This window comes from uncultured Senegalimassilia sp. (assembly GCF_902464545.1).
GTDB lineage: Bacteria > Actinomycetota > Coriobacteriia > Coriobacteriales > Eggerthellaceae > Senegalimassilia.
The window spans coordinates 1-17,519 of sequence record NZ_CABQJR010000022.1; the positions used below are offsets into that span (position 1 = coordinate 1).

The 17,519-nt window shown below is 60.7% G+C and carries 16 protein-coding genes and 4 tRNA genes; 5 read left to right on the plus strand and 15 right to left on the minus strand.

Features of this window, described 5'->3' with window-relative positions; genetic code table 11:
* Positions 1-3: 3 nt before the first annotated feature.
* Both RDW26_RS06900 and RDW26_RS06905 read left to right on the plus strand, forming a co-directional pair.
* Positions 4-162 carry a fumarate hydratase gene (locus RDW26_RS06900; RefSeq protein ID WP_307983048.1) on the plus strand — a complete coding sequence of 53 codons (159 nt, stop codon included), beginning with the start codon at positions 4-6 and terminating at the stop codon, positions 160-162.
* A complete protein-coding gene (locus RDW26_RS06905; protein WP_307983026.1) occupies positions 159-713 on the plus strand; it encodes a FumA C-terminus/TtdB family hydratase beta subunit in 555 nt (184 codons plus the stop codon). Before RDW26_RS06900 ends, RDW26_RS06905 begins: the two co-directional genes overlap by 4 nt.
* A 276-nt stretch (positions 714-989) precedes the next feature.
* Here the strand turns inward: RDW26_RS06905 and RDW26_RS06910 are convergent, their stop codons facing one another.
* Entirely contained in the window at positions 990-3,584 is a 2,595-nt protein-coding gene (locus RDW26_RS06910; RefSeq protein ID WP_307983027.1) for a DNA topoisomerase I, read from the minus strand.
* Between the two features lie 456 nt (positions 3,585-4,040).
* Here RDW26_RS06910 and RDW26_RS06915 point away from each other — a divergent pair, with 456 nt between their 5' ends.
* A complete protein-coding gene (locus RDW26_RS06915) occupies positions 4,041-4,520 on the plus strand; it encodes a hypothetical protein (protein WP_307983028.1) in 480 nt (159 codons plus the stop codon).
* A 233-nt stretch (positions 4,521-4,753) separates the two neighbouring features.
* Here the strand turns inward: RDW26_RS06915 and RDW26_RS06920 are convergent, their stop codons facing one another.
* Both RDW26_RS06920 and thyX read right to left on the minus strand, forming a co-directional pair.
* Positions 4,754-6,193, minus strand: coding sequence for a DUF1385 domain-containing protein (locus tag RDW26_RS06920; RefSeq protein WP_307983029.1), 1,440 nt, complete (start codon positions 6,191-6,193; stop codon positions 4,754-4,756).
* A 1-nt stretch (position 6,194) separates the two neighbouring features.
* On the minus strand, positions 6,195-6,875 hold the full coding sequence (gene thyX, locus RDW26_RS06925) for an FAD-dependent thymidylate synthase (RefSeq protein ID WP_307983030.1): 681 nt from the start codon (positions 6,873-6,875) through the stop codon (positions 6,195-6,197).
* 126 nt (positions 6,876-7,001) lie between these two features.
* Between thyX and RDW26_RS06930 the strand changes: the two genes are divergently transcribed.
* Positions 7,002-8,078 (plus strand): methyltransferase domain-containing protein, encoded by a 1,077-nt coding sequence (locus tag RDW26_RS06930; protein ID WP_307983031.1) that lies wholly within the window; start codon positions 7,002-7,004, stop codon positions 8,076-8,078.
* Between the two features lie 178 nt (positions 8,079-8,256).
* On the opposite strand, the gene asnB is transcribed toward RDW26_RS06930, so the two are convergent.
* Positions 8,257-10,227 carry an asparagine synthase (glutamine-hydrolyzing) gene (gene asnB, locus RDW26_RS06935; protein ID WP_307983032.1) on the minus strand — a complete coding sequence of 657 codons (1,971 nt, stop codon included), beginning with the start codon at positions 10,225-10,227 and terminating at the stop codon, positions 8,257-8,259.
* Positions 10,228-10,405: 178 nt separating this feature from the next.
* On the opposite strand from asnB, the gene RDW26_RS06940 reads away from it, so the two are divergent.
* Complete coding sequence (locus RDW26_RS06940; RefSeq protein WP_307983033.1) at positions 10,406-11,704, plus strand: hypothetical protein; 1,299 nt, start codon at positions 10,406-10,408, stop codon at positions 11,702-11,704.
* 190 nt (positions 11,705-11,894) lie between these two features.
* Here RDW26_RS06940 and map read toward each other — a convergent pair whose 3' ends face one another.
* From map to RDW26_RS06995, 11 genes are all read right to left on the minus strand, one after another.
* A complete protein-coding gene (gene map / locus RDW26_RS06945) occupies positions 11,895-12,668 on the minus strand; it encodes a type I methionyl aminopeptidase (RefSeq protein WP_307983034.1) in 774 nt (257 codons plus the stop codon).
* Positions 12,669-12,980: 312 nt separating this feature from the next.
* Positions 12,981-13,691 (minus strand): 50S ribosomal protein L1, encoded by a 711-nt coding sequence (gene rplA, locus RDW26_RS06950; protein WP_042434711.1) that lies wholly within the window; start codon positions 13,689-13,691, stop codon positions 12,981-12,983.
* A gap of 96 nt (positions 13,692-13,787) precedes the next feature.
* Positions 13,788-14,279, minus strand: a complete 492-nt coding sequence (gene rplK, locus RDW26_RS06955; protein ID WP_366517924.1) for a 50S ribosomal protein L11 — start codon at positions 14,277-14,279, stop codon at positions 13,788-13,790.
* Positions 14,280-14,381: 102 nt separating this feature from the next.
* A complete protein-coding gene (nusG, locus tag RDW26_RS06960; protein ID WP_042434717.1) occupies positions 14,382-14,912 on the minus strand; it encodes a transcription termination/antitermination protein NusG in 531 nt (176 codons plus the stop codon).
* 3 nt (positions 14,913-14,915) lie between these two features.
* Complete coding sequence (gene secE, locus RDW26_RS06965; RefSeq protein WP_294417725.1) at positions 14,916-15,350, minus strand: preprotein translocase subunit SecE; 435 nt, start codon at positions 15,348-15,350, stop codon at positions 14,916-14,918.
* A gap of 106 nt (positions 15,351-15,456) precedes the next feature.
* Positions 15,457-15,533 (minus strand) — tRNA-Trp (locus RDW26_RS06970).
* A 23-nt stretch (positions 15,534-15,556) separates the two neighbouring features.
* Entirely contained in the window at positions 15,557-15,706 is a 150-nt protein-coding gene (gene rpmG, locus RDW26_RS06975) for a 50S ribosomal protein L33 (RefSeq protein ID WP_042434722.1), read from the minus strand.
* A 104-nt stretch (positions 15,707-15,810) separates the two neighbouring features.
* On the minus strand, positions 15,811-17,013 hold the full coding sequence (gene tuf / locus RDW26_RS06980; protein ID WP_298627400.1) for an elongation factor Tu: 1,203 nt from the start codon (positions 17,011-17,013) through the stop codon (positions 15,811-15,813).
* An 81-nt stretch (positions 17,014-17,094) separates the two neighbouring features.
* Positions 17,095-17,171: transfer RNA gene (locus RDW26_RS06985), tRNA-Met, on the minus strand.
* Between the two features lie 7 nt (positions 17,172-17,178).
* Positions 17,179-17,254: transfer RNA gene (locus RDW26_RS06990), tRNA-Thr, on the minus strand.
* A 6-nt stretch (positions 17,255-17,260) separates the two neighbouring features.
* A tRNA-Tyr gene (locus tag RDW26_RS06995) sits at positions 17,261-17,345 on the minus strand.
* Positions 17,346-17,519 lie beyond the last annotated feature (174 nt).

Here is a 17,519-nt window from a genome sequence, read left to right on the forward strand (position 1 = left end):
GGCATCGGCCCGGCGGCCCTCGGCGGCGGCGCGACCGCCTTGGCCGTGCACCTGGAAACCGCGCCGTGCCACATCGCCGCGCTGCCTGTGGCGGTGAACATGGGCTGCTCGGCAATGCGCAGCGCATCCATCGAGCTGATCGATTGGGGTGAGGGGAAATGAGCGAACCCGTACGCTTGAACCTGCCGCTGGACAAATCCCAGCTGACGAGCCTGAAAGCCGGCCAGGAAGTACGCCTGACCGGCCCCTGCTACACCATGCGCGATGCCGGCCATGCCCGCGCGCTCGAGGCGCTCGAGCAGACCGGAGAGCTGCCGTTCGGGCTGGCGGGCCAGACGCTTTTCTACGCCGGCCCCACCCCCGCCGCTGCCGGCCGCCCGCTCGGCAGCGTGGGCCCCACCACGGCAAGCCGCATGGACTTCGCCACGCCCCAGCTTATGCGCGCCGGCATCGCGGCGTGCATCGGCAAGGGCAAGCGCAACCAGGCCGTCATCGACGCCTGCGTTGAAAACGGCGCCGTATACTTCGCGGCGGTCGGCGGCATCGCCGCGCTGCTGGCCAAGCACGTCACCGCAAGCGACACCGTTGCCTGGGACGACCTGGGCACCGAGGCCCTGCGCCGCATCATGCTCGACGACTTCCCCGTCTTCGTGGCCGTCGACGTGGCTGGCCGCGACCTCTATCGCGCCATCGAGAACGGCGAAGATATCTAGACCCGGTTCCTATCGGTCGGGGTCGACGCCCAGGTCGCGCGATGCGCCCCAAAAGGCGAAACGACCCGCCGCCCCGACCGTATCGCCGATGCCGATTGCCCGCCCTCGGCATCGGTGCGTTGCCCCATAGGCGCAACGCACCGGATAAGCGCCGGGCGAGCCGCACGGCTCGGCACCGAAAAGCCCCACAACGCAAACAGGCCCGGAACGGATCATCGTTCCGGGGCCTATCTCGTCAAACGCCAGGCTCGGCAGGGCATTCGCCGTATGCCGTCGTTATTCTGCCGGCTCCTCGGTTTTCGCCGCAGCTGCCTTCTTCGCGGTTGTCTTCTTCGCCGCGGGCTTCTTGGCCGCGGGCTTCTTCGCCGGCGCCTTCTTCGCAGCGGCTTTGGCCTCCTTGGCCGCGGCCTTCTTCTCGGCCTCGATCTCCTTGCCCGGGCAGCTGAAGTTCGGGCACAGCTTCCACGGACCGCGCGTGGTGGTGACGATCACCATGGGCGCGCCGCAGTGCTCGCAAACCTCGTCGGTCGCCGTGATGGCGCCGTACTGCGGCAGCGGGTAACCCACGCCGCACTCGTCGTAGTTCTCGCAGCGGATGAAGCGCTTCAGGGTACGCGGGTTCTTCTGCGCGATGAGCTTGGCCTTCTTGCCGGCCTCAGCGCACTTCGGGCACTCGCCCACCACCACATCGGGTTCCTTGTTCGTCTCGCAGTTCGGGTCGATGCACAGCGTGCGCGGCTTGGAACGGAACGCCGTCACCTTCACCTGGGGCATGCCGCACGTGGGGCACGGGTCGGGCAGCGACTCCACCTTGCCCTTCGGCAGCGGGTAGGTGACGTCGCAGTCCGGCCAGCCGGCGCAGCCGATGAACATGCCGCGCGTCTTCTGGGACACGCGGATCTGCAGATCCTTGCCGCATTTGGGGCATTTGCCCACATAGGCGTCGGCCGCCACGGCATCTGCCAGGGCGTCTTTGACCTCCTCGGAATGCGGCAGCAGGTTGGCAAGCTGCTCGGAGAGCAGGTTGCGGCTGTTGGTGACCACCGCGTCTTTGGTGTTGCGGCCCTCGGCGATGTTGTCCATCTCCTCTTCCAGCTCGGCCGTCATCTGCGGATGCGTGATGTGCGGAGCGAACTTGTCAAGGGCGTCGCAAACCGCCATACCCAGCTGGCTGGGCTCGATGGGGTCGTTCTGGATGTACTTCACCGTGTACAGGCGCTCGATGATGCTGTGGCGCGTGGACTTCGTGCCCAGGCCCAGCTTCTCCATCTCCTGGATGAGCTTGCCCTGGCTGTAGCGCGCCGGCGGCTCGGTCTGCTTCTTCGTGCACTCGGCGCCGTTGAAGGCGACCTTTTGCCCCTCGCTCATGGCAGGCAGCTGCTCGTCCTTCTTCATGCCGTACGGATAGATGGCGCGATAGCCCGGCGTCACCAGCACGTCGCCCTTGGCAGCGAAATGCTCGCCGCCCACTTCGAGCGTTACCTTCGTACCCTCCACCACGGCCGCATCCGACAGCGTTGCCAGGAATCGGCGTGCGATGAGGTTGTACAGCTTGTAATCCGCCGGCGCCAGGTCGTCGGGCGTGGCCTTTGCCGTGGGATAGATAGGCGGATGGTCGGTGGTCTCCTTCTTGCCGCGCGTGGCGTGCAGCTCGCCAGCGGAGAGCAGCTGCTGGCAATACGGGGCGTACGCCGGGTTGCCCGAGATGGTCTTCACCACTTCGGCCAGGTCGAGCGAGCTGGGATACACCGTGTTGTCGACACGCGGGTAGGAAATGTAACCGTCCATGTACAGGCTCTCGGCGATACGCATGGTGCGCGCCGGCGAAAGGCCCTCTGCCGATGCCGCGGCCATGAGGCTGGTGGTGTTGAACGGCACGGGCGGTTGCTGCTTGCGCGTGCGCTTCTCCACCGCCGCCACCGTGGCGCTTGCCGCGCCGGAAACGGCCGCCATGGCCGCCTTCGCCGCCGCTTCATCCTTGAAGCGGGCTGTGGAATGCGGCGCCGTGAAGGCAAACTCGCCGTCGCCGGCGGTGGGGCCGGAGGTCGCACCGGCGTCGAAGGCGCCCTTGATCACCCAATAGTCCTCGGGGATGAACGCCAGGCGCTCGCGCTCGCGCGCCACGATCAGCGCCAGCGTGGGCGTCTGCACGCGGCCGGAGCTGCGCACGTTGCCATAGCCGGCGAACTTCACGAGCGTAAGGTAGCGCGTGAGCACCGCGCCCCAGATCAAGTCGATGTCCTGACGGGATGCGCCGGCCGATGCCAGGTTCGTGTCAAGCTCCACCAGGTTGGAGAACGCGTGCGTGATCTCCTCTTTCGTGAAGGCGCTGTAACGGGCGCGGGAAACCGGCGCCGTGGGATTGACCTCCTGGATGCACGACAGCGCATCCGAACCGATCAACTCGCCCTCGCGGTCGAAGTCGGTTGCGATGACGATGGAGTCCGCCTTCTTCGCCAGGTTCTTCAGGCTGCGGATGATCTCCTTCTCCTTCGGAAGCTTCTCGATGGGCGCGTAGATCAGATATGGCAAGGCGTCCATCTTCCACGCCTTCAGCTCAACGCCGTCCTCGATAAAGGGCTTCTTCTTTTTAAACGGCGGGCGCGCTAGGCTTGCGGGCAGCTGCGCCGGGATGGCCTCGCCCTCCGCGGTGACGCCTCGCCAGCCGCCGCGCTTCTTATATATAAGAGTAGGCGTGAAATCGGGCTCTAAGATATGGCCGCGCAGGCCGATGGTCACCCATTCCTCGCCGTCCACCTCAAACCGGTACACCGGCGTGGAATACACCTTGTCAGCCTTGGGCTTTTTCACGCCCAGCAACGCCGCGATCTTCGTCGCCGCGTCGTTCTTCTCGGTCACCACCAGCTTCATGCGGCACCCTCCTTGCCTGCTCCGGCCGCTCTTGGGCCTGCTCGTTCACACGGTTGCCCCATTCGTAGTTTTACGTGTGCGGGGATAGGAGCGCCGCGCGGCGAAACGTCGCGGGCGGCGCAGGGGGTACTATACACGATTGACGGCGAAGATGAGCTTGCGATTCCGCACGAGCCGCCCGCACGCGCCCCGAACGACGCAAAACCGGCCGCCTTATACACGACGATACCGCGAAATTGCAGAATGCGTGTTGATTTCGTCGGCGGAGCGCGAAGGAACCGCGACGGTTTCGAGAACCTTGGTCCCCGCTGCCCGCCTTCGCGTAACCTTAGCATCAAGGAGCCGTCGAACCGCCGCATCTTCGCAGCGCAATCGCCGTATCACAGCATCATCGACGGCATCCTGCCCGTACGTAGCAACATGGAGGCCGCCCATCGGGCGGAAAGGGAGCGTCGCATGGTACGAAAAGCACTAGGAGTTTGCCTTGGGAGCATTCTGATCGTTTGCGTGGGCATAGGCTGCGCAAGCGCGTTATTGCCCGCCACGTCCACCGCAGCCCCGGTTGCCAACGCAGCAAGCAGCGTGAAAGCCACCGCCATGAACTCCGCTATCGACGCATCGGGCGTCAAAGACGCCGTTTCCGATGCGCTTCTGGCCCACACCTGGGACATCGCCAACGCCACGGGAATCTCGTCCTCGCAAGTGCAAACCTGCATCGAGAACCTCGACATCAAGGATTGGCAGGTGGCCGACCTTCCCGCCAACGCCGTACCCGCTAGCACCGTGTCCGGTTCCGCCGCGGGCGTCCCCGCCACGCTCACCACGTACAACACCCCCGGTTACGTCACGGTAAGCGCTTACGGCCAAAGCATCGACCTTGCCGTTCCAGCAGCCGCGCAGCAATACCTGCCGCTCATCGCCTGTGCGAACCAGTAGACGCATCGCGAAAGGCGCAAAGCCCTTTCTAACCGAAAGCTCGAAAGCCTGCCCAAGCATCGCCTTGGGCAGGCTTTCTCTTTGCACGCGTTGCAATCTCGTTCAGGCTCCGAAGCCTAGGCTTCTAGGGCGAGCGTGTGTCCCGATACGGCGCGTTAACACAGCGAAAAGGGAGGGCGGCTTGCGATTCCCTCGCAAGCCGCCCTCCCTTTCGTTTATCAAACCTGTCCCGCCTACGCTTGAGCGCTTCTAGCCGCGGCGGCGGCCTTCGCCGCTTCGAGCTCTTCGCGCTCAAGCACCTGCTGCATGGCGGCGATGGCGCACTCGAGCATGCCGTCGTCGGGCTCGTTGGTGGTCAGGTACTGCATCTGCATACCCGGCCACAGCACCACCTTCACCAGCGGGTTTTCCGGATGGCTGCCCGCCCAGCGCACGGTGATCTCGTAGCTGATGCCCGCGATCACCGGCATCAGCGCTATGCGCGCCGCAATGACGAGCGCCAGCTTCGGGGCGCCGTCGGGCACGCCCCACGCCGAGATGAGCGCATTGAGCGGCGTGACGGTGTACACCAAAATGGCGATGATCATCACCATGATCAGAAACGCCGTGCCGCAACGCACGTGCAAGCGCGGGAACTGCCTCGCGTTTTCCGGGGTGAGCGGCAACCCATGCTCGTAGCAGTGGATGGTCTTGTGCTCGGCGCCGTGATAGCCGAACATGCGCTTGATGTCGCTCATGCGCCCGATCAGCCAAATGTAGAACACGAACACGGCCACGCGCAAAAGGCCGTCCACGATGTTCCAGGCCAGCGTGTGCGCATCGTACTCGCCCACCAGCAGGTTCGTGATGAGCGCCGGCGCCACGATGAACAGCACCACGCCCATGACCAGGCCCAGCACCATGGAGAACGCCATCTCCTTCTTGCCGAACACCGCATCTCCGTCGGACTTCGCTGCAGGCTCGCTTGCGGCCGCAGCGGAGGCAGCGGGTGCGGAGACCGGCTCGGAAACCACCTCTAGCGAACGCTGCGCACCCAAGGCGTCGATCATGGTGTCAGGGCGGCCGAAATCGTCCTTCCAGGAGAACGTTGCATCGGCGGGCGTAGGCGCAGATGCTTCACCGTAAGAGTCGCAAGCGGGCAAATGCGCTGGCGACTCCACATCGGCATCGCCGACAAGCGGATGCGACGAAGCGGCGCCTACGCCCGCCGCGTCCTCCGCCACCGAAGGTTCAAAGACCGCCTTCTCCTCAACGTGCTTGCCGGACCCGAAAGCTTCCGCCTGCCGCATCGAAGCTGCAGCCTTCGCAGCGATTCCGTCGGAACCGGTCACCCTCGCCCGCTGCGCGGACGCGGAATCGGCCTCGTCTTCCTCATCCTCGCTGAACGCATGGAGCGCGGCGATCTCGAGCGCCTTGTAGCCCAGCACCAGCGATTCCACCATCGCGCGGCACCCGCGCACGCACGGCCAGTACATCCAGCCGTTCTTCGCACGGCCGCTTGCCAGGTCGTGGGATTCCTCATACACGCCGCCATCCGGCTCGCGCACGCCCACAGCCCAGTTGTACTTGCCGCGCATCATCACGCCCTCGAGCAGCGCCTGGCCGCCCACGTGCGTCTTGCGCGCACCATCCTCGGAAAACGCGCGGGAAAGGTCGCTCTTAGGTTTCGCCACGTTACTCACGCACGACCTTTGGATACGGGTTGCCGCAGGTCATCTTGCCCTCCGGGCACGTACCGCGCACGCATGGCGCGCCGGCGTCGGCGAAGATGAACGGAGCCGTGGGGCGCGCCAGCTCCAGCATGCGGTGCGCCATATCGCGGATCTCCCACTGAGCGCGGTTGCAGCAGCGCAGGCTGAAGAAGTGCAGCAGCTCGCGAACGTTCATGGTGATGACGATCTTGCTCTCCGCGGCGTTTGGCAGCAGATAGCGCGCGTCCTCGGCGGGCACGCCCGCCTCGAGCAGCGCATGATAGGCATCCACTGCCGCCTGAATTGCCTTGTCGAACGCCTCAGATGCCTCGGTGTTGCCCGCGATGCTCTCGGGCTTCACCACCGCAACCTCGCCCGTGAACTTCACGTAACGCTGGCTTTGCTGATTGAAGCTGGCGATGCGATGGCGCACAAGCTGATGCGTGAGCGCTCGCGACACGCCGTCGACGGCGAACGTATAGCTTGCATGCTCAAGGGTGCTGAAATGCCCCGAGGACATGATGGTGGTGAGCACGCTCTTGATGCGCTCGGGCGGCATGGTCTCCATCAGCTCGGCGGCGCCTACAGGCGCGTAGCACAGGCGCGCAGCCGTGGCGATGGCACGCTCCGGATCAGGGGTGTGGTAGAGCAGCTCTACATGCATGGTATGCTCCTTATCTGAGAACGATTGCCCGGCCCTCGCATAGCAAGCCCCGCAATCGGATACTATGGTTATACGTGCTAACGAATATATCGGCTGCACAGCCGTTTCATGGAAGGGATGCTCAAAATGGCCGGAAACAACACGCCCGAACCCGCTTCGTCCTTCAAGCAGACGAGGTGCTCCCAACTTGACCTCACGGGCACATCCACCGACCAAACGGACGGCAGCCGACTCGACCGAACCCCGGCATCCACCGAGTCATTCGGCTCAAACGCCCCGGCCGACAAGATCGACGTCGAATCCGCCATCAACGTGCAGCCCTTCACCCCGATCCTCACCACCACCGATTGGAACGCGGAATGGATGGCTCTGCAGCAGGTACGTCGCAAAGCCGATGACCCCTCCTACTGGGATTCCCGCTCCCACACCTTCCCCACCAGCACCGAACCCAGCGCTTACGCGCGACGTTTCATCGAGCTGGCGGATATCCAGCCCAGGGAAACCGTGTTCGATATGGGATGCGGCACCGGGGCGCTTGCCGTGCCGCTCGGGCTGGCCGGCCACAAGGTGGTCGCCGCCGACTTCTCGCGCGGCATGCTCGACCGTATGTCGGAGGCGCTTGAACAGGCCGATGTCCACACGGTCTTCCCCATGCAGCTGAGCTGGGAGGAAGATTGGGCCGCCAAGGGCGTGCGCCCGGGCATGGTGGACGTGTGCACCGCCTCCCGCAGCATCGCCACCGCCAACCTGCGCGACAGCCTGCTGCGCCTGACCGACATCGCACGCCGGCGCGTGTGCATCACGCTGACCACCGGCTCAAGCCCTCGCACCGACGAGCGCATCATGGCCGAGCTGGGGCTTAAGGATGCGCTGTGCCCCGATTTCCTGTACGCCATCAACATCTTGGCCGCCGAGGGCATCTTGCCCCAGGTCGACTTCATCTGCTCCGAGCGCAACGATACCTACGACACCCCCGATCAAGCCGCGGACAGCTTGCGCCGCATGATCGACGGGGCCGCCGGCGCCATCGTCGGCGAAAAACAGCGCCAAGCCGCCTATGCGCGCTTGCACGCTTGGCTCAACGACAACCTCGTTCCCAACGAGCGTGCCGGATCGCCCGACGGCCACGGCGGTGTGCAAAAGGCACTGCGTCTGCGCAACCCCCGCGTGATCACCTGGGCCTTCATCGCCTGGGACAAGTAGCCCGCGCAAACGAGCGCACCCGCAAAACAAACGGCCGCGGAACCATCCGCGGCCGTTTCTCATTTCGCTATGCAGGAGAGCTCAAGCAAACCGTCACCCGGACACTTTGGGGACGTAGCCCTATCTATCCGTTCGCGACGGAAAACCCGCACGCCTACGCGCTCTTGCGCAAACCCGTTTACGCCACCTGCGTCTTCGGGGCGTACTGCTTCGACGTCTCGCCGAAGAACACCTCGTACCAGCACAGGAAGCAGTACACGTTCCAGATGCGCATCATCTTGAGCTTGGAGCGGCCCTCCTGCGTGCTGAAGTCGGCGCTGCGGTGGTCGTCGAGCATCTTCATCAGGTAGTCCACGTTGAAGAACTCGTGCGCAGCGGGGCTGGTGAACGCCTCTTTGATGCGCTCATAGTACAGGTCGGTCTGCAGCCACACGGTCAGCGGCGTGATGAACGGCTGCTTGGGCATATCGGCCACCTTCTGCGGGAAGCCCAAGTGGGCAGCCGCACGACGCAGTGCGTACTTCGAGTGCTCGTCGGTGACGCGGCAATCGGTGGGCAGCTGCAGCGCCACGTCGAGCACCTTCTTATCAAGGAAGGGAACGCGCAGCTCAAGGGAGTGAGCCATGGACATGCGGTCAGCCTTCAGGCAGATGTCGTAGGGCATGTAGGAGACCATGTCCACATACTGCGTCTGCGTAATCACGTCGCCGCCGCCCGTCTGCACCGCAGCCTCATCGAAGTGCGGCTTGCACCATTCCCACGGCTTGCACGGGCCGTTGTAGCCCTTCAACACATGGGGCACCTCGTCCCACATGTAGTTCATGCACGCGCGCTGGTAGCTCTTCTCCGGGCCGCCCGAACCACGCATGGCGAAGTGACGCCCGTGGAACGGCGGCAACTTCTGAGCAACCGCGCCGCCGGCCGCACGCAGCGCACGGGGCACCTTGAAGTACTTGGAGAACTCGTACTGGTCGTGGTAGATCCAGTAGCCGCCGAACAGCTCGTCGGCGCCCTCGCCGGACTGCACCACCTTCACCTCTTTGGAGGCAAGCTGGCTGACGAAGTACAGCGGGATGGCCGACGGCGCACCGAGCGGCTCGTCCATGTGATACTGCTCGGTGGGAACGATATCCAAGAACTCCTTGGCCGTGACCTGCACATCCTTATTGGAAAGCCCTGCCCACTCGGCGAACTCGCGCGCATCTTTCAGCTCGTCCAGCTTGATCTTGAAGCCGGCGTTCTCGGCCTTGTCGCGCTGCTCCTCGCTGCCGGTGATGTCGTAGCCCACGGAGAACGTCTTCACGCCCTCGTCGTGATGCTGGCCCATGCAGTACGCAGCCAGCGAGCTGTCGATGCCGCCGGACAGGAAGCTGCCGATCTCCACGTCGGCGATCTCGTGGGCACGCACGCTCTCGTCGAACGTGTCCTTGATGATGTCGGCCCATTCCTCAAGGCCCTTGGAACGATCGATCTTGTAGGTGATCTTGTAGAAGCACTCGATAGTGGCCTTGCCGTCCTTGAGCACCATGAAATGACCGGGCGTCATCTTATGGACATCCTTGAACATGGTCTGCGAGTCGTTCATATACTCGAAGCACAGGTACTGCGGCAGGGCCTCGCGGTTGAGCTCCTTCTTGAAGCGCGGGTGCGCCAGGAAGGACTTGATCTCGCTGCCCCAGATAAGACGATAGCCCTCATGCTGGTAGTACAGCGGCTTGATTCCGAAGATATCGCGCGCAAGCACCAGCTGCTTTTCCTTGGCATCCCAGATGGCGATGGCGAACATGCCGCGCAGGCGCTCGAACACGCCCGTACCCCAGGCCTCGTAACCATGCACGATGGTCTCGGTGTCGCCGTTGGTCTTGAACTGGTAGCCCATGCCCTCAAGCTCGGCGCGCAGCTCCTGGAAGTTGTAGATCTCGCCGTTGAACGTGACGGTCACGCTGCCATCGGCGTTCTGCATGGGCTGGTGGCTGCCCTCAAGGTCGATGATGGACAGGCGGCGAAAGCCCATCGCCACATCATCGTTTACGAAAAAGCCCTCATCATCAGGGCCGCGATGGATAATGCGATCCGCCATGTCCTTGACGATGGCGCGATTGACGCCCTCATCGAAATCAACGGCGGTGAATCCCACGAATCCGCACATGCTTTGGAAAGCTCCTTCTCTTACAGGTTCGCCGACCGGCGTTTTGCATTCGCCCATCATACGCCACCGGCCCGCCCTATGGGCACTTTCCACGAAACGCGCGTCACGCCTACGCGCGGCTGCCGGCGTGTGCGATAATGCAAGGCTGCATACGTTATCGGGTCTCAAAGGAGATTTCATGACCGCAAACGTCGATCCCGCACCTATCACCTGCACCGAAGATGTTGCGCGCCTGCTGCAACCGGTGGTGGTAGGCGGCGATATCCTTGCCTACAGCTACGTGCGCGAACTGCATCGCGCCTTCGGTATCGAAAGCACCATCGTGCTCGCCACGCAAAACATCAAGATGCTCTCCGAAAGCCGCTTCACCGACTATCGTCTGGAGCCGCATATCCACGAGCAAGAGGGCCTTTACAACGCGCTTGAGCGACTCGCGAAGGAGGTCCACGGCGCACATCCCGAGAAGACGCTGCTCATCTTGGGCTGCGATGACTGCCACGCCCGCATGCTCTCGCAGGGCAAGCAACGCCTGCAGGATCTTGGCTACGTAGTCCCCTACATCGATTTTCCCCTGCTCGATGACATCACGCAGAAACGCCGATTCTACGAGATCTGCGAGGAGCTTGACATCCCGTTCCCGAAAACCTGGTACTTCGATTGCGGAAACGGCCCCGACGAGCTTCCCGTCAACGAGTTCCCCTACCCGCTGATCGCCAAACCTTCCAACTCGGCCCAGTTCCAAGACGCCGAGCCCACCATCGAGGGCTGGCGAAAGATCTACGAAATCGAAAGCCCTGAGGAGCTTGCGCAGGTTTGGCGCAGCATCCGCACGTCGGATTACAACAACCTGCTGGTGCTGCAGGACTTCATCCCCGGCGGAGACGACGCCATCCGCACGCTCACCACGTTCTCGGATGCCTCCGGCGACATGCGCGTGGTCGCAGGCGGCGTGGTATGTCTGCAGGACCACGACCCCACCGCGCTTGGCAACCCGCTGTGCATCATGGGCGAGCGCGAGGAAGCCATCATCTCGTGCGCCAAGCGCTTCCTGTCGCATGTGGGCTATCGCGGATTCGCCAACTTCGACATCAAGTACGACAGCCGCGACGGCAGCTTCCGCTTCTTCGAGGTGAACACGCGCTGTGGGCGTAACACCTACTACATGAGCCTTGGCGGACAGAACTTCGTCGAGCTGATCGTGCGCGAGTTCGTCATGGGTCAGCCGGTGGAGTATCACGAGGCCTATAACCCGTTCTTGTACTGCTGCGTACCCGCCTATGTGCTCAAGCGCAGCATGGACAACCAGGAGCGCCTTGCTCAGGCCCTGAAGGCCCTGAAGGCCACCGAAGAGCCTTACCCGTTGCATTACGCACCCGATTCCTTCAAGCACAACATGTGGGCGAAGATCATGCACCTGAACCAAATTCGCAAGTTCAAGCGGTTCTACTGGGACACGAACGGAAAGCAGCTGAAGTAAAAGGCCCTTGCCAATTCTCTTCCCGTAAAGCTAAGGGGTGCAGCGCATATGCACGCTGCACCCCTTTACTATGCATACTGCGGGATCGCTGTTGCCTAAGCTCCCATCGGCACGACCCGTCTGCCGTACCAGTGTCTTGCCTGACACTTCACAACCCACAGCAATGATTCGCGAGCGAGTGCTCGCCTTTTTACAGAGGACGCCTATGGTCCGGTTCGGTGGTGAGAATCACGAGACCGGATTCGGTGATGGCGACCATCTTCTCGAAGTGGGCACTCGGCTTTCCATCGCGCGTGCTCACCAGCCACCCATCATTGCCCTGAAGCACCTTTCGGGTACCCATATTAATCATCGGCTCAATAGCCAGCACCATGCCAACCTGCAGCTTCATTCCCAAGTGCCTATGTCCGTAGTTGGGAACGTTGGGTTCTTCGTGCATATTTCTACCCACGCCATGGCCAACATACTCGCGAACAACTCCGAAGCCGGCATTCTCAGCAATCGATTGCACAGCATGACCGATGTCGCCTAAGTGATTACCCGCGACGGCGCAGTCCAAACCAGCCCACATGCACTCCTCGGTAACCTTAAGCAGCTTACGCTTTTGCTCGGATATCTTCCCTACGGGAAATGTCCAGGCGTTATCCCCCACCCAACCGTCAACCGTGGCACCGGTATCAACGCTGAGGATATCGCCGTCCCGAAGCACGACATTTTTCGAGGGAATACCATGAACGATTTGCTCGTTCACTGATGCGCAGATGGTCCCCGGGAATCCGCCATAACCTTTAAATGCCGGGATACCACCGTGCTCACGGATATAGGTTTCGGCAAACTCGTCAAGCTCCAACGTAGAGACGCCAGGCTTCACAAGCTCCCCTACCTTGCGCAGTACTTCTGCTGAAAGCTGCCCTGCAGCCTTCATAGCCTCAATCTCACCCGGAGACTTCAAGATAACCGACATAGCCCATGCTCCTAACCCAATAGCTTCAAGAACTGCAATCCGCAATCCGCAATCCGCAATCCGCAATCCGCAATCCGCAATCCGCAATCAAGACAATGGTACCAAACTCGCACTATGTCAGATGCAAAAGCAGTCTCGTCATGGCATTCCAACAAGCACAGATCGGCAAAATGGCGCTAAGGAGTACTACCCATCCTGTAATCATTGGCCCTTCAACAAGCCACATCCATGCACGCTATTAGAGCCGCCAACATATACAAAAGGAGCGGCCCCAAAGGGACCGCTCCTTAAAAGCTGAAATGGCTGAGATGTTTATTCAGCAGCAACCGTGTAGTTCTTGTTCACGGAAGAGTCAACAGCAACGCCCGGGGTCATGGTGCCGGAAACGCTGACGGACTTGACGTACTTGCCCTTAGCAGCAGCAGGCTTCATGCGCAGAATCTCGTCATAAACAGCGCCGTAGTTCTCAGCGAGCTGCTCGGGAGTGAAGCTAGCCTTACCGATGATGACATGAGCAATACCGTAACGGTCAGCGCGATACTCCACACGGCCGCCCTTGAGCTCCTTGATAGCCTGAGCAACGTTCGGGGTGACGGTCCCGAGCTTCGGGTTCGGCATCAGACCGCGGGGGCCGAGAATCTTGCCCAGACGACCGACCTTGCCCATCTGGTCAGGAGTAGCAACAGCAGCGTCGAAGTTGAACTCGCCAGCCTGGATCTGAGCAGTCAGCTCATCGGTACCGACGATGTCGGCGCCAGCCTCACGAGCAGCGTCAGCTGCAGCGCCCTCGGCGAAAACAGCAACACGGACGGTCTTACCAGAGCCGTTCGGCAGGGAGACCGTGCCACGCAGCTGCTGATCAGCCTGACGGGTGTCGATACCCAGGCGGAAGTGAGCCTCGATGGTCTGATCGAACTTGGTGGTGGCGACTTCCTTCACCATTGCAAACGCCTCAAGCGGAGCGTAGGTGGCATCGCCGATCTTCTCGACGGCAGCGCGGTAAGCCTTGGAATGCTTTGCCATGATAGTTCCTTTCGTGGTGCGTAGCGAGCTTATGCGGCTTCTAACGCAAAGCCCTTCCACTGTCCAAAATCAAATGCATCAAACGATGCGAAATTCTTAAGCCTCGCCCCTGAGGATAGCGGCCAGCTTCTTAGAAGGCACGTAGGTCTTCTTCATCTCAACGCCCTCGACGCGCACGCCCATGGAACGAGCGGTACCGGCAACGATGCGCATAGCAGCATCGATGTCGTTAGCGTTCAAGTCGGGCATCTTGATCTCAGCGATCTCGCGGAGCTGATCCTGGGTAAGGGTACCCACAAACTTCAGCTGCGGGATGCCGGAAGCGGACTTCAGACCCAGCTTCTCTTTGATCAGCACGGCCGCCGGCGGGGTCTTGCAGACGAAGGTGAAGGACTTGTCCTCGTACACCGTGATCTCAACAGGGATGATGGTGCCCTTCTGCTCCTGCGTCTGAGCGTTGAACGCCTGGCAGAACTGCATGATGTTGACACCCTGAGCACCCAGAGCCGGGCCGACGGGCGGGGCCGGATTCGCAGCGCCAGCAGGAATCTGCAGCTTAACGAAGCCGGTAACTTTCTTCTCAGCCATTCTAATTACCTTTCAAAATGCTTTTGCACTATATATCTTCACAGCCTAAGGAATGAGAAGCCCCGGTCCACGCGGGCACGCCTTAAAACTGCAGAGACCATTCTATATGCAGGAAACCTGATCGAACGAAAGCTCCACCGGGGTTTCACGACCGAAGATCGAAACCATGACCTTAACCTTGCCGGCATCAGGCATGACCTCAGAAACAACGCCATCGAACTCGGCCAGAGGACCGGAAACGACCTTGACGGCCTGCCCTGCTTCAAGATTGGTAGAGGTCTTCTTCGGGGCCTCATGACTAGTACGTTTCATAATCTTATTGTACTCGTCACGAGTAAGGGGTGCAGGCTTGCTATCAGCACCGACAAAACCGGTAACACCGGGAGTGTTGCGAACGGCAGCCCAGCTACGATCATCAAGTTCCATGCGAACCAGCACGTAACCAGGGAACACCTTCTTTTCGCTTTCCTTACGACGACCGCCCTCTTTGATCTCGGTAACGGTTTCGGTAGGAATCTCGATAGCGAAGACATTGTTCTCAAGACCCATGGTTTCGATGCGGGTTTCAAGGTTCGTCTTCACCTTGTTCTCATAGCCGGAGTAGGTGTGAAGCACATACCACTTCTTCGACATGCCTTAAGCCCCCAATCCGGAAATCAAAAACAACAGCGGCGTGATAATGCCATTGTCAAGAACAGCAACGTAAATACCAAAGAAGAGAAGCGCGGCAACCACCACAACACTCCAACGAAGAACGTCCTGACGGCTAGGCCAAGTAACGCGCTTCATCTCAGCCTTGACATCCCTAAGGAACTGGAAACGCTTCTTCTTGGGCTTAGCAGCTTTCTTCTCAGCCTTCTTTTCAACAGCCTTGCTCTGCTTAGCGTCTTTTGCAGAATCAGCAGCCTGAGAAGATTTACCGAACAGCTTCTTCTTAGGAGCTTCGGTATCAGCGCTTTCGCCCTGGGCTTGCTTCAATGCCTCGGCTGCTGCTTCGGCCTGACGAGCTTCCTTACGAGCGGCACGAGCGGCAGACGCCTTCGCACGCTGAGTTTTTGATTTCTTAGCCATCTGATTCCTTTAGGGATCGTTTTACCTCTAAACGCCAAACAAGCAGCCTGGCATCAAGCTGCTGATCAATTTAGCAACCTGACTACAAGCTGCTCGCTATTCGAGCTGGCAGGCCAGGAGGGACTCGAACCCCCAACATGCGGTTTTGGAGACCGCCGCTCTACCAATTGGAGCTACTGGCCTATGCCCGTGCTAACCTCTGAAAACTATCGGGTTTCCTTATGCAGCGTGTGCTTCTGGCACCACTTGCAGTACTTCTTCAACTCGATACGATCAGGGTTGTTCTGCTTGTTCTTCTTGGTCGTGTAGTTACGGCGCTTGCACTCCGTACACGCCAAGGTAACCATCGTGCGCATGAACTCTCCTTATAAGCCGTATTCAAACAAGCTTGAACGCATACACATGAATCTTAAGAAAGGGCCCGCCCGTAAGCGGGCCCTTTGAAAGCTGCAGCTTAAAACTAAGCGATGATCTTGGTCACTCGACCAGAACCAACGGTGCGGCCACCCTCGCGGATAGCGAAGCGGAGGCCTTCCTCCATTGCCACCGGGTGAATCAGCTCAGCAGTGATGGTCACGTTGTCGCCAGGCATAACCATCTCGGTGCCCTCGGGCAGGTGAGCAACACCGGTGATGTCGGTGGTGCGGAAGTAGAACTGCGGACGATAGCCATCGAAGAACGGGGTGTGACGGCCGCCCTCTTCCTTGGTCAGGATGTAGACCTGGCCCTCGAACTTCTGGTGCGGGGTAACGCTACCAGGCTTGCAGAGAACCTGGCCACGCTCGATGTCCTCGCGCTTGATGCCACGGAGCAGGCAGCCGATGTTGTCGCCAGCCTGAGCCTCGTCCAGCAGCTTGCGGAACATCTCGATGCCGGTGCAGACCGTGTTCTGGGTCTCCTTGATACCGACAATCTCCAGCGGGTCATTCACATGCAGAACGCCACGCTCGACACGACCGGTAGCAACGGTACCACGGCCGGTGATGGTCATGGTATCCTCGACAGCCATCAGGAACGGCTTGTCAACGTCGCGCTCCGGCGTGGGGATGTAGGAGTCAACAGCGTCCATGAGCTCCCAAACCTTGTCCTGCCACTCCTTGTCGCCCTCCAGGGCCTTCAGAGCAGAACCGCGGATGACCGGGATGTCGTCTCCGGGGAACTCGTACTCGGTCAGCAGCTCGCGGGTCTCCATCTCGACGAGCTCGATGAGCTCCTCGTCGTCGACCATGTCGCACTTGTTCAGGAAGACGACGATGTAGGGAACGCCGACCTGACGGGCGAGCAGGATGTGCTCGCGGGTCTGAGCCATGGGGCCGTCGGTAGCAGCGATAACCAGGATAGCGCCGTCCATCTGGGCAGCACCGGTGATCATGTTCTTGACGTAGTCAGCGTGACCAGGGCAGTCAACGTGAGCATAATGACGCTGATCGGTCTCGTACTCGATGTGAGCAATGGAAATCGTGATGCCACGCTCGCGCTCCTCGGGAGCCTTGTCGATGTTCTCGAAGGCGGTGAAGTCAGCATGAGCGGTGCCATGGGAGCCATCGTTCTCGGACAGCGTCTTGGAAATAGCAGCAGTCAGCGTCGTCTTACCGTGGTCAACGTGACCGATGGTGCCGATGTTAACATGCGGCTTGGAACGCTCGAACTTCTCCTTAGCCATGTTTCATCCTCCTTATAAGGATCGCTTTCGCGAAACGAATCTAAAATAAAGCGCCCGATAAATCGGGCGCAGTGTAAGTATTGGTAGCGGTGACTGGATTCGAACCAGTGACGCCACGGGTATGAACCGTGTGCTCTAACCAACTGAGCTACACCGCCAAAAAGCTGGAGCCTGCGATCGGACTTGAACCGACGACCTCTTCCTTACCAAGGAAGTGCTCTACCGACTGAGCTACACAGGCGAAAGATGGTGGGCGCGCTAGGATTCGAACCTAGGTAGACAGAGTCAACGGGTTTACAGCCCGTCCCCTTTAACCACTCGGGCACACGCCCATGTTTCGCTGCTTAATTCATGTGCATTTATCAAGCTGCCTGCTTGCGGATCGGTGAGAACCCGAACGCGCGAGCAGTGGAATCATACGCTAGCTAAGAAACCGTGTCAACCCTTTACACGGCCCCGGGTGTATCCTCTTCAAACCTTCACAAAGTTTTGAATCCTCATCACCC